At 35.2% G+C, this 12,942-nt stretch carries 13 protein-coding genes and 1 tRNA gene; 6 read left to right on the top strand and 8 right to left on the bottom strand.

All coding sequences use genetic code 11. The features are described 5' to 3' along the window. Window positions 1–211: 211 nt before the first annotated feature. The 8 genes from UXI14_RS08510 to rseP form a co-directional block, all read right to left on the bottom strand. Window positions 212–1,087, bottom strand: a complete 876-nt coding sequence (locus UXI14_RS08510) for a DNA adenine methylase (protein WP_335965761.1) — start codon at window positions 1,085–1,087, stop codon at window positions 212–214. Between the two features lie 4 nt (window positions 1,088–1,091). Next, entirely contained in the window at window positions 1,092–2,534 is a 1,443-nt protein-coding gene (locus tag UXI14_RS08505; protein ID WP_335965760.1) for a hypothetical protein, read from the bottom strand. 282 nt (window positions 2,535–2,816) lie between these two features. Next, a complete protein-coding gene (locus UXI14_RS08500; protein ID WP_335965759.1) occupies window positions 2,817–3,464 on the bottom strand; it encodes an NUMOD1 domain-containing DNA-binding protein in 648 nt (215 codons plus the stop codon). A 2-nt stretch (window positions 3,465–3,466) separates the two neighbouring features. Next, window positions 3,467–4,867 (bottom strand): primase-helicase family protein, encoded by a 1,401-nt coding sequence (locus UXI14_RS08495; protein WP_335965758.1) that lies wholly within the window; start codon window positions 4,865–4,867, stop codon window positions 3,467–3,469. A 281-nt stretch (window positions 4,868–5,148) separates the two neighbouring features. Beyond that, window positions 5,149–5,310: a hypothetical protein gene (locus UXI14_RS08490; RefSeq protein WP_335965757.1), complete on the bottom strand. Its 162-nt coding sequence runs from the start codon at window positions 5,308–5,310 to the stop codon at window positions 5,149–5,151. Between the two features lie 203 nt (window positions 5,311–5,513). Continuing rightward, window positions 5,514–6,476, bottom strand: a complete 963-nt coding sequence (locus tag UXI14_RS08485; RefSeq protein ID WP_335965756.1) for a site-specific integrase — start codon at window positions 6,474–6,476, stop codon at window positions 5,514–5,516. 228 nt (window positions 6,477–6,704) lie between these two features. Further along, window positions 6,705–6,778 (bottom strand) — tRNA-Asn (locus UXI14_RS08480). A gap of 123 nt (window positions 6,779–6,901) precedes the next feature. Further along, window positions 6,902–8,227 carry an RIP metalloprotease RseP gene (gene rseP, locus UXI14_RS08475; protein WP_335965755.1) on the bottom strand — a complete coding sequence of 442 codons (1,326 nt, stop codon included), beginning with the start codon at window positions 8,225–8,227 and terminating at the stop codon, window positions 6,902–6,904. Between the two features lie 157 nt (window positions 8,228–8,384). Between rseP and UXI14_RS08470 the strand changes: the two genes are divergently transcribed. The 6 genes from UXI14_RS08470 (at window position 8,385) to UXI14_RS08445 (ending at window position 12,933) form a co-directional block, all read left to right on the top strand. Next, window positions 8,385–9,059, top strand: coding sequence for an SCO family protein (locus UXI14_RS08470; protein WP_277899941.1), 675 nt, complete (start codon window positions 8,385–8,387; stop codon window positions 9,057–9,059). A gap of 205 nt (window positions 9,060–9,264) precedes the next feature. Next, window positions 9,265–9,510: a FeoA family protein gene (locus UXI14_RS08465; RefSeq protein WP_277899940.1), complete on the top strand. Its 246-nt coding sequence runs from the start codon at window positions 9,265–9,267 to the stop codon at window positions 9,508–9,510. Further along, window positions 9,507–11,606 (top strand): ferrous iron transport protein B, encoded by a 2,100-nt coding sequence (feoB, locus tag UXI14_RS08460; RefSeq protein ID WP_277899939.1) that lies wholly within the window; start codon window positions 9,507–9,509, stop codon window positions 11,604–11,606. The genes UXI14_RS08465 and feoB overlap by 4 nt, the downstream gene beginning before the upstream one ends. A 7-nt stretch (window positions 11,607–11,613) precedes the next feature. Continuing rightward, window positions 11,614–11,763, top strand: coding sequence for a FeoB-associated Cys-rich membrane protein (locus UXI14_RS08455; protein ID WP_277899938.1), 150 nt, complete (start codon window positions 11,614–11,616; stop codon window positions 11,761–11,763). Between the two features lies 1 nt (window position 11,764). Continuing rightward, complete coding sequence (locus UXI14_RS08450) at window positions 11,765–12,277, top strand: DUF6155 family protein (protein ID WP_277900215.1); 513 nt, start codon at window positions 11,765–11,767, stop codon at window positions 12,275–12,277. A 209-nt stretch (window positions 12,278–12,486) separates the two neighbouring features. Then, window positions 12,487–12,933 (top strand): nuclear transport factor 2 family protein, encoded by a 447-nt coding sequence (locus tag UXI14_RS08445; RefSeq protein ID WP_335965754.1) that lies wholly within the window; start codon window positions 12,487–12,489, stop codon window positions 12,931–12,933. Window positions 12,934–12,942 lie beyond the last annotated feature (9 nt).

Genomic DNA, 12,942 nt, shown 5'->3' with positions numbered 1-12,942 from the left:
ATCAAAAAATCCAGTCTATTTTGTAGACTGGATTTCTAATTTTGCTCCCCCTCTTGGGCTCGAACCATGGTTGGGACATACTGTATTTTCCAGCTATGTAGTTAACTTGTCAACTTTTGTTACCGAATTATATGCCTATTTAATTTTTTTTATTGTTTTACAGTGAGATGGGCTAGTGCATTTCATAGGACACGTTATAGTGCCATGTAACTTATTTTAGTATCATTTCATTTAACTCTTTATCAATGAATTTAAGTCCACATGAGTTAGGCAGCTTTAACGAGTCGTTAAAAACGAAAACTTCTTTTCCCTTATAATTTCTAGCTGCGGAATATTGCAAATCGTAAGTGAAATAATTTCTAGATGAATAGAGTTGAATTATTTCGGGTACATTATCATAAGATAATACCCATGGCTTTGTTACTTTCTGGACGGCATGGGATAAGCGCTTATGGTCATCTGGCTTATATGAATTTAGATAAAGATCTTTAGCTTTATTAAAGTAAGGTGGGTCAAGATATATTAGGCTATTGTCTTCTAAATTGGGAATGTAATTATCTATATACTTTTCAGCATCTAAATTGGACACAAATATTGAATCCGAATACAACCCAATTAACTCTATTCGCTGAATTAAATCGTTTCTGGAAAAACGAGCATCCATTTTATAATTGCCATCTTGGTTGAGGCCGCCAATTACACCAGCATTTAGAACTCCTGAGCGATTGCAACGATTCATATAAAATGTCGAAAATCCAATTTCAAATAAACTGTGCTTTTCAGGGTGTCTTAAAACTTCTCTATGCTTCTTCCATTCTTCGATTGTAAGCGAAGCAGATAAAATTTTACTACAAAATTTTTCATTTTCATTTTTGATACTCTTCCAAAATGAGTAGAGCCTTATATCAGAATCGTTAAGGTGGATATATTCTACTTTTCGATTTAGCAATAATTCAAGAGCAACGCCTGCACCACCTGCATAAGGCTCTATATAATGACCATTAATATCATTAGATTCGAGTATTTCAATTATAAATGGCGTTAGTTTCTGTTTTCCGCCTGGATATCTTAAAGGTGTTCGATTCATATTATTAGTTCATTGCTTCTAAAAGCGGATAGACATTATTAAATAAGACAAAGATGTCGTGAGATGCTACGGCAAATGATGGATTATGCACTAGCTGATTCATTGAGGTTACCGAGAGCAACCCTGTACTTTTAGATAACTCAGAATTTGCACCATGTAATGTTTTAACCATCCCTGAATTCTTATTGTTTGAAGTTAGGTGACGGGTTACGGCGTTTAATTGTTGTTTTAAGGTATTTGGGATTTTCTTTCCATTTCTCGTCTTATCTTTTGGGATATTATTTTCATTTGAGTAAATATTCGCAGATATCTCAAACATACTTCTCAATATGAAGCAAAATGCAATAGGGTTAGTTTTTACTTTTAACTTTTTTAGCTCGTCTCTAAGCGTTACTAATTTTGCTCTGTCACTTCCTTTTGGGTTGAATTTTTTCAGAGTTTGAGTTACTGTCCGTTGATCGTGTATAGCATAGGCTTTTGGCTTTGTATTTTGAGTACTTGCCGATTGCCCCGTAGATTGTGGATTACTAGAGGAAGAGTTATTTGTAGAGTTGGCCTGTGATTGTCCTTTATTACTACTTCTACTTGATTGAGAAGAAGTTGAATTAGTGTTTTGAGAATTGTTGCCACCTTGATTAGATGATGTTGGTGGCAGTGTTGGATTAGGGATGTTATAACGACTTGCGAAATCGGAAGCTTTAGAGCGTATTTCTTTGAATCCAAAAACTTTTAGTCCAATATCTCTAAGCATATCTTCTAAATCACTTCGATTTTTGATTTTAGGGTAAACTTTGGCTAAATCGGTCAGCGTAGCAAAGCCTAATCTTGATATGATAGTTCTTAATGCTTCATCTAGTACAGTAAGTGGATAATCCCCACTCCATCTTTCTTTTTGTTGACCAGTTAAATTCTTACCTTGTTCAATATACTTTTCAAGCAAGTCTAATGCAGGTTCTGATGCTTTTTTTTCATTTCTATTTTGTCTTGCTTTTGCTACAGATGTCCATGGGTCTCTACTGGCCTTCTCCCCTTTTGCATGGGTCAAATTCACAATTTTATCGACCTTATTTTTTTCGGCTGATGTGTAAATACTGCAAGGAACCTGTTTATTTTCCTCTTTCCAAGATTTATCTAAGGATCTGATTTGGGCTTTGAGTGAATCAGGGATTGTAAAATCGTCTATAGGATGCAAACCATGTATTAGCTTTAAGGCAGCTGTTCTTCTGTTACCTTCCTTTACAGTGTAACCATTATCGTCAAGGATAATTAGATTTTCAGTAGGAAGATAACTGGCATCAATTAAGCTTTCCACAACAGCGTAAAATCTTTCTGGCTTAATCGCAATCATGGCATTAATAGCATCTGCTTCTGTCTTCTGAGGAATTGTTCTGTAATTCTTGAGGTCAAGATTAATGTCCTTTACTTTTAGGTATTTATTAATTGGCATTATTTCGTTTTTTCAGTTTTTCTCATGTGGCACAACTTATTATATGCATTCTTTTTATGTTGTTATACCAACAATTATGCGAGGTTATAAATGTATTTATTCCTAAAACATATAACTTAGGAGAAATCTCATATGTGGTTATGATTCTCTAATATATATAATTTTTCTATAAGGAATAGGGTTTTTGTTGTAAACATTCAATATCCTGTTGTAAAAGCATAAAATCAGGCTTATGGTATAACCAAAGTAGAAAAGGAGCAACATTACTGCTGCCCCTTAATTTTAGACGTATTTAAATATATATCCACCTGTTTGCTCTCTTTCTCCTCTGCAAACTCTTGAAATACATGTTTTCGATATTCCTGTAACTTCATTTGCTTCTGAAACAGAGTTATATTCTCCAACTATTTCACCATCTAATTCCAACTGAAGCACCTTTTTCTTTCTGGCATCCATATTTATTGGATATTTATCGAATAAAATATAGCTCCAATAATAGCCTTTACAGGTCTTATTTTGCCCAACGCAAGCATTCCCGACACAGGTTTTATATGCATTTACTGCACTAGATGCATTTTCTAAACAATCGTATTCTGCTATGAAGTTGCCTTCTATATCATATTGATAAACAGATTTTTTTATGCCCCCTCCAATATCAGAATTATAACCTTCTCCTTTTGAACTATATTTTAGAATATACTGTTTTTCTTTTTCAGCTAATTCATTAGGGTTGTTAGCTGTATCTATTTGTTCCCATGTGAAAGCTTCGGGACTATATGTCCCGATAGCTTCTTGAAATTTACTCCCTATTTCTTTGGATGCTTTTTGCTCATGGTCTTTCTTTCTATCATCGATAGATTTAGATGTTGCGCCAATATAGGTTCTTCCTGATTCTTTATGGGTTACCTTATAAACTATTAACCTTTCCATATCTAATCATTTTTATTATTCATAATAAAAAGGTAATTGCCTCCCGATGATTTTGTTTTAAAATCTAGATTATTATGCTCTGCCCACGTTGATAGGAACTTTGAAAATGCATGAGCGCTTATATCTTGATATGCGGGATATTCCTTAATAAAATCAGCTTGAAAGTCCCTTTTATTATACATCCTATTCGGTACAAGATTCACCTTCATAAATTCATAGAATTCTTTAGAAGTCTCATTAATTAGTTTGTTTTTTTCAAGATTTATGCTTTTTACAGGAATAAGTCCTTTATCAAGAAAAACTTGAGAACACTCCATCATAAAATAATAGAACTTATTCCATTCATCTTCATCCCATTGTTCGAAAAATAGTCTGCCAAATTCATCCATGGGGGTTAATTTATCACTATAATAGTTGGCAACTTCAAATTCAAATCGTCTCCTTATATCAGTAGAGCCTCCTGTACCTCTTACTGTGTAATTAGATGCTATTAAAATTTTTGGAGTTTCGTGAGGAGGTATAAAAATCTCATCTTTATGTTTTTTTTCAATTTGCATTCCATTTGTTATAATAGAATAAAGTTCTTCTAAATTGAAATCTTGGCCAACATCATCAAAAAAGATAATATCAGTTGTTCTAGTAACCCTCTGATATTTAAACCAACTTTTGGTTTTGATATTTTTACCATCCATTGTTTCGACTTCTCTACAATGGGAAAGTGCTTGACCAATAATTCCTTTTCCAGTTCCTCCATTAGCAGTACTGTCCCCGGAAATGTTTTCATCCATAAAGATGATTGCTTTTGCACAAGAAAGATTCTGATGCCTATGAAGTAGGTAGCCTATAATACTTTTAAAGCTTAGAATTCTATCTTTTCCGTTTTTACATATCTTATGTATAAATTTCTCAAAGTCGCCTATTTCTCCTTCGGTGGAGAAATTAAAGCTTCTTTGTATAATTCTGCTTTCCCATACTTTTTTATCCAGCTCCTCGTAGGTATATTTCTTTATACCAGACTTGTATACTTTTGTAAAGCAGTTTTTAAAGTAAAATGCCGTAGAGTTCTCATTATCTCTGTCATTTTCATAAGGTATTGTTTTCAATAACTCTAATCTTGATTTAGTTATATAAGAGGATATGCCCTTTACAAAAACCTCATAAACTTCTGAAAGTTGATTATCCTTAAGAAATTTTTGAATGAAGTTTGAAATATTAAATTCCTTTACCTCAGTCATCAAATTATCTTGAATCCTCACAAAGAGATAATCTGTTTTTGATGTCATTGCCTTTGCAAATCCATTTGCTGACAAGAAGTCAACTAATTTTGAGCTATTTATAGCTACTTTTTCTTTTTTTAAGTCCCAGAAGATATTGTCTTCAAGAGAAACGGATACTTTTTCCATTTTAAAAAACTTTTAAATTAATTTTTTTTAAAAGAGTTGGATCCAAACTCTGGGACAAATGTATGTCGAAGGTTAAATGTGCGTAGGGGATAAATTAGTGTCCCCCATCAAAAACCTTTATTCATAGGAGGTAAAATCATCTTCAATTTAATTAGAACATGATTTTGTAGACACCACTTTGTCTTTTGTTAAAAGGCTCTCTTGAAGTCTAATAAATTCGCCCTAAATAATAAATAATTCAAATTTTAGATCTATGTATATAAAGTTGCTATTAAATGTTATTAATCTGAACCTATATCATGGGATTCAACTATAGAAGAAAGCATTTTTTTTAATCTATTAAATGATTTCTCTACTGGCTTGTTGTTGTTCTTTATATTGTTAAGTTCTTTTCCTGCCTTTTGTATATGCTTGTACTCTCCCTTTTTTTCATCATAGTACATGAATGATTTTTCTATTAAGAAGCCTAGCTCTGAATCGTAGGGACAATCTATAAATTTATGCTCTCTAAGTAGTAAGAATAAAAGTAGTAAGTCATTCTTATTGGCATTTATTTTTATTCTATCGTCAATCCCATAGTTTGATAAGACATGAATTTGGGATAAGTATTCTATAATTGTGCTTATTTGATTATTAAGTTTCTTTTTTAATTTATAACTGAGGTATTGGATTCAGATTCAGAATTATACTTTAAAAGGATTTCAAATGCTTTAGGGAGTAATGGCACAGAAATATCCTTGCCTGTTTTCTGCCTTTTCATCTGAATCCATTTATTACCATCAAAGCCATCAATTAAATGGTGTTTTTTTAGATTATTCATTTCATTGTATGCCAATCCTGTATAGCAACAGAAGATGAATAAATCTCGTACAAGCTCTAATCTACTTTGATGGAAGCTATGGTTTTCTATTTTTTCTAATTCCTTCTGGCTTAAGAAAACCACGCTTTTAATTACTCTCTTTGGTTTGTGTAACATGAATGGGTCTTTATCAAGATATCCTTCGGATAAAGCTATTTTAATAGGCTTTCTAAAGCGTTGTATGGATTTATTGATGGTAACTTGTTTTTGGCTTTTTGCCGTTTTTAAATAGTACTCAAAATCATTAAGAAATTGCTGATTAAGTTTTTCAAGTGGATAATCTTTCTTCCTATATTTGCTGTAGATAAATGAAACTACATGATTACATACATAGTTAAACTTATTCCATGTAGCTTTTTGAATATCCTTTCCTATAAGTTTCTCTTGTTTGTCTAGATACTTTTTGAAATAACTAACAACACCATCTTCTTTTTTGATTTTCTTGTTTAGATACTTTTGAAGTATGTCATCTACTATAAAATCGTTTTCTTCAAGTTGAAGTTTGAGATATGACTTTTCTATTTTGGTTTTAATTAGTGAAAGTTCAGCATTAAGTATTGCATTATTCTTGCCATTAGATTCAGCTAGCTGCTTTTTGGAATTCCAATCATCAGGATTAACAAATAATCCAGTATTAAATGGCTTTCTTTTCTTTTTAAAGGTAATTCTGCAAATGATAGGGCAGACACCTCTCTTGTTTGTTTTAGTTTTACTAACTACATAAAGGATTGATAATTTTTCTTGATGCATAACCAATTGGTTTTAAGTTGAACAATTGGCATACAATTCAGTTTTGAAAATGGGAACCCAATATTTTTTTATGGGAACCTAATTAGGAACCTAATTTCTCTCAAAAACTTGACAAGTTGACTTTTCAATGGAAATACGTATAATGCAGTAATTGTAGCTAAACATGCATTGTATATACTTATAAACCAAAAAATCCAGTCTATTTTGTAGACTGGATTTCTAATTTTGCTCCCCCTCTTGGGCTCGAACCAAGGACCCTCTGATTAACAGTCAGATGCTCTAACCAACTGAGCTAAGGAGGAATTTTATTTTAATTTGCTCAACGAGCTTTAATCGGGCTGTTGAGAAAGATTTTATTCCTTTTTTGCGGATGCAAATATATATGTTTTTTTCGGTAAGGCAAACAAAAAATATCTTTTTTTATTTTATTTAAAAATCGCCTTGTATATATCGTTTCCGTTGGCGTACAAAAGTAAGGCAATTAATAAAAAGAACCCAACCATTTGTGCATATTCCAAGAATTTTTCACTTGGTTTTCTGCCGGTGATCATTTCATATAACAAGAACATCACATGGCCCCCGTCCAGGGCCGGAATGGGTAAGATGTTCATAAATGCCAAAATAATAGAAATAAAGGCCGTTGAAAGCCAAAACCCTTGCCAATTCCATGTGTCGGGAAATAGTTTGGCAATGGTGCCAAAACCACCTACTTCGGTAGCTCCTTTTTTGGTAAATATAAATTTCATGGAACTTATATAGTCCCTTAAGGTCCAATACCCGTATTTGATACCTGCCGGAATTGCTTCTGTGAAAGAATATTTTTTCTTGGTAATGTCTTTAATGGTAAAAGAGGCCTTTGGGTAAACGCCTATTGTTTTATTTTCGCCGGGGGTAACCGAAATAGTATCTGTTATTTTGTTCTTCTTTATTACCAGATGAATCGGTGTGTTTTCATTTTGCTTTACAACGTCTGTAAACTCGTCCCAAAAAGTAATGGCAGTTCCGTTCACTGAAACAATTTCGTCGTTTGCTTCTAGCCCTGCCTTGGCTGCGGGGCTATCTGGTACAATGCTGTCCAGAACCGGTGCTATTCTCGGGGTAAAAGGTCTTATAGCCCCTTCCTTGTACAAATAGGTGCCCAGACTGTCCGGTACACTTAAAATTTCGGTCTTGCCATTGGCATGGGCCACTTCTACATTTTCGATATCGCGTACTACAATAATCCTCCCGACATCCATAATGTCTTCAGGTTTTTTGCCGTCTATCTTTAGAATTTTGTCACCGTCCCTAAAACCGTATTGCTTTAACTGTTCGGCTACCTTAAATCCATTGGGATAAATATCCTGTGGAAATTCATTGCTTCCCCATACGTATAAGACCATGGCATAAATAAAGAATCCTAAAATAAGGTTTACCGTTACGCCCCCCAACATAATTATAAGCCGTTGCCATGCCGGTTTAGAGCGAAACTCCCAAGGCTGTGGCGGTTGTGCCATTTGCTCTTTGTCCATGCTTTCGTCTATCATCCCAGATATTTTCACATAGCCCCCCAGTGGTAGCCAGCCAATACCATAAACGGTCTCGCCTATTTTCTTTTTAAACAAAGCAAACTTTACATCGAAGAATAAAAAGAATTTCTCAACGCGGGTCTTAAATAATTTTGCAGGGATAAAATGCCCTAATTCATGCAGAATAATTAATATGGATAAACTTAAAAAAAGTTGTAATGCCTTAACTAAAATCGGACTCATAAAAATGGTTTCAATTTGAAATCGCACAAAAGTAATGTTTTCAATCTATTTGGCACAATGAAAATAGATAAGCAGTTGATTTTTATGACGCTTTTATGATAAAATTGCCTTTTTTAAATGCTATTGTTGTACTTTTGCAACTCAGAAAAAAACATAAATGCTTCAGTTTTTTAGCAAGTTCAAATATCTCTTCATTACACTTCTAGTGCTTTCGGCCATCATTGTAAGTTTAATATACCAAGCACTAAAGCCAAAGGAGCGCCTGCCGGTTTATGAGCCATCCATGGTAAATGCATCACTGGTAGATACCAGTATTCAATACATAAGGAAATACCACAAAATAGCTCCCTTCAAGTTAATCAATCAAAATGGAGACACCATTACCGAGGCCGATTATGAAGACAAAATTTACGTGGCCGATTTCTTTTTTACCACATGTCTGTCAATTTGCCCGATCATGACCGACAACATGGTTAAAATTCAGCATAAAATTATAAATGATCCCGATGTTAAGCTCTTGTCCTACTCGGTAACGCCAAAAATAGATTCGGTGCCGCGCCTTAAGGCCTATGCCAAAGAAAAAGGGGTAATAGACAGTAAGTGGAATATGCTTACAGGTGATAAGAAACAAATTTACGAGCTTGCCCGAAAAAGCTACCTAGCGGTTAAGACCGTTGGCGATGGCGGACCTTTCGACATGATACATACCGAAAATTTTGTCCTGGTAGATAAAAAAAAGCAGATCCGCGGGTTTTACGATGGTACAAAACAAGAAGAAATAGATAAACTGCTACACGACATTCAGGTTTTAAAAAACGAATATGCCAAGTAGTACAAGGGCATATCAGAAAAACGCCAGCTTTTTCCTGCTTTTGCAAATAGGGCGGTGGAATCTGTTCGATTCAGGGCTGGCAGCTACTGTTTGTACGTCTTGGCAAACATTTAACTTTTAAAACCAGCAAACTAAATTTAATTTATTTCCTCAAACCTAAATTTTATCTTACTTTTGCTTACTTAAAATCAATCTAAATAAGGTTTTGAAGTTGACGATTGCAAATTTAAAGAGGGGCCAGCGGGCCATTATCAAAGAGTTTTCCACAGATATTATTCCTATTAAACTGTTAGAAATGGGATGCCTGCCGGGCAATGAGGTAGAATTATTGCAAATTGCACCGTTCAAAGACCCCTTATATTTAAACATAAACGGGTCATTTTTGGCAATCCGCCGTGAAACGGCCCTTCAAATAGAAATCGATGTAATTCCAGAAAGTCAATCCGTATGAGTAAGCAGATCAATGTAGCCCTCATCGGGAACCCCAATACCGGAAAAACATCCATCTTCAACCAATTGACCGGGCTCAACCAAAAAGTTGGTAACTATCCCGGCATTACCGTAGAAAAAAAAGAAGGCGTTTGCAAACTTCCGCGAGGCGTAAAAGCACATATTATAGATTTGCCCGGGACCTATAGCTTAAATGCCACTTCGTTGGACGAAAATGTGGTAATTGAATTATTGCTCAACAAAAAAGACAAAGATTTTCCAGATGTTGCTGTGGTTATTACCGATGTGGAAAACCTAAAGAGAAACTTGCTGCTCTTTACACAAATAAAAGATTTAAAAATCCCGGCCATTCTTGTTGTCAATATGGCCGACCGCATGGAACGTAAGGGCATATCCCTTGATATAGATACACTGGAAGAACGCTTGCATACTAAGATTGCGTTGGTAAGCACGCGTAAAAAAACGGGAATAAACCAGTTAAAAGAACTTATTGCCAATTATAAAAACCTTTCAACAACACCATGTGTGGACACCACTTTGGTAGATACCGATTATTTTAACGGATTAAGAGCTGCCTTTCCAAATCAGGATATATACAAACTGTGGCTGGTAATAACCCAGGATGCCAATTTTGCCAATTTAGACCGTAATTTGATTAAGGATACATCGGCATTCTCCACAAAATCCCAGTCCGAACTCAAAAAAATGCAGCATAAAGAAACCGTGCTGCGTTATCAGTTCATCAATGGCGTTTTAAAAGAAGGCTATGAAGTGGACATTAATGCAGCGAAAGGCTTCCGTGCTACCATAGACCGCATTTTAACCCACAAAATATGGGGCTATGTTGTCTTCTTTTTAATTTTACTTACCATTTTTCAAGCCATATACGATTGGAGCAGCTATCCCATGGATTTTATAGATGGGCTGTTTGCTTCTTTTAGCGAATGGGCCAAAGAAACGCTTCCGGCAGGCGCACTAACCGATTTAATAGCAGAAGGGATTATTCCCGGGCTTGGCGGGATTGTTATATTTATACCACAAATAGCCTTTTTGTTCCTTTTCATTTCCATTTTAGAAGAATCGGGCTACATGAGCCGGGTTGTTTTTTTAATGGACCGCATAATGAGGCGTTTTGGCTTGAGCGGAAAAAGTGTTGTGCCCTTAATCTCCGGAACGGCCTGTGCAATTCCGGCAGTTATGGCCACCCGAAATATAGAAAGCTGGAAAGAACGGCTTATCACCATTTTGGTAACCCCTTTTGTTACCTGCTCGGCACGTCTCCCGGTATATCTTATCATTATTGCTTTGGTAATTCCAGATAAACGCTTTCTGGGCATGAACCTACAAGGCATTACACTTATGGCCTTGTACTTGCTTGGCTTTTTAACCGCGGTATTTTCGGCTTGGGCATTGAATAAAGTTTTAAAAGTAAAAAGCAGGACCTTTTTTGTAGTAGAAATGCCCAATTATAAATTGCCATTGGTAAAAAACGTATTGATAACGGTGGTAGAAAAAACCAAAAGTTTTGTTTTTGGGGCAGGAAAAATCATCTTGGCAATTTCTATCATTTTATGGTTTTTGGCATCCAATGGACCTTCAGAAAAATTCGATAATGCCGAAGCTGTAATAACTTCGCAACCCGATAGCCAAAAGCTTACCGAAGAGGAGCTTTCAACAAAAATAGCAGCTTACAAGCTTGAAAATTCATATATTGGTATTGCAGGTCATGCCATTGAACCTGCCATAAGGCCTTTGGGTTACGATTGGAAAATAGGCATTGCGCTTATAAGTTCGTTTGCCGCAAGAGAAGTTTTTGTTGGAACACTGGCCACTATTTATAGTGTGGGGAGTGACGAAGAAGAAACCATTAAAAACAGAATGGCAGACGAGCGGAATCCGATTACCGGCGGACCATTGTTTAACTTGGCTTCAGGAATTTCTTTGTTGTTATTTTATGCTTTTGCCATGCAGTGCATGAGTACGGTAGCTATTGTAAAAAGGGAGACCAACGGCTGGAAATGGCCCATGGGACAATTGGTATTTATGACGTGTTTTGCTTATATTACAGCTTTAATAGCATATCAATTAATTAAATAACAAAAGAATGGAGTTGCAGACTATCTTGGTGTATCTGGTTGTTTTTATGGCAGTTGCTTATTTGGTTTTAAAATTTGTTTTCCCAAAAACATTGTCCTTTTTAGGAGGAAAAAAGGGCGGAAATGCCTGTGGCGACGACGATTGTAAATGTCATTGATATGTCCAAACGCGACCTAAAGAAATACCTGGAAACATTAAAGAAAAAGGAATTAGAGACGCAAATAATAGAATTGTACAATCGGTTTAAAGAAGTAAAGGTTTACTACGATTTTGTTTTTAACCCGAAAGAAGATAAATTAATAGACGAATGTAAGGCAAAAATTGCCAATGAATACTTCCCTATAAAAAGAAAAAGACCCAAAGCAAGGCGGTCTGTAGCACAAAAGTATATTAAACATTTTATGGATTTGGGGGTGAACCCCGTAATGATAGCCGATGTGATGTGGTTCAATTTAGAAATAGCCCAAACATTTAACAAAGAAAAGGCAGTAAAACAAGATGCATTTTACAAAAGCATGGCCAAATCTTTTGACGAGGCTGTTAAATTTACCTTGGTGCATGGATTGATAGACGAATTCAAGCAGCGTTTATTGGCTGTATATCAAGAAGCGCAAATACAAGAATGGCCATTTTTGTACACGATGGAACGCTCTTTGGATATGGTAGATTGATATAATAAAAGTAACTTTCCTAAATTTGAATGCATTATGAAAAAAAAAGATTTCCTGAATTTACTTATGAAGAAAAAGAAGACCATGGACTGTTCCTTTTAATGCAACAGGCAAATAGAACAAGACTGTGGAAAGAGATGAGATTATGGATATATTGAACAAGTAATAAAAAGTATTATTTTTAAGGCAGCTACCATAAAAAACATAAAATGACAAAATGCATAACCTTGCTTTTTCTAATTGTAAACCTGGGGATTTCTTCTGCTCAGGAAAAACTTTCTGCCATAAATGAATCGGAGATATTAAAAGTCTTTTACAATCAAGAGGGTGCTTGGAACCGTGGCGATATCCCTGCTTTTATGGAAGGCTATTGGAAGTCCAAAAACTTAGCTTTTGTAGGTTCTTCAGGCGCTGTTTTTGGTTGGGAGGCTACCAAAGCGCGTTATTTAAAAAGTTATCCAGACACAACTGCTATGGGAAAATTAACCTTTAAAGTCATTAAACTTCAGCAGGTAAAAGAAGGCGTTGCCCAAATGATAGGTTCTTTCCATTTAAAAAGAAGCATTGGCGACCTTCGCGGTTATTTTACCCTTGTTTGGCATAAGTTCGACAATGAGTGGTTAATTATAAGCGACCATACCTCGTCAGCGAATTAAGCTAACAAA

Origin of the sequence: Galbibacter sp. PAP.153, from assembly GCF_037029175.1 — a bacterium.
Classification (GTDB): domain Bacteria; phylum Bacteroidota; class Bacteroidia; order Flavobacteriales; family Flavobacteriaceae; genus Galbibacter; species Galbibacter pacificus.
The sequence above is the reverse complement of the archived record's forward strand: the minus strand, read 5'-3'. Positions and strand labels throughout refer to the sequence as shown.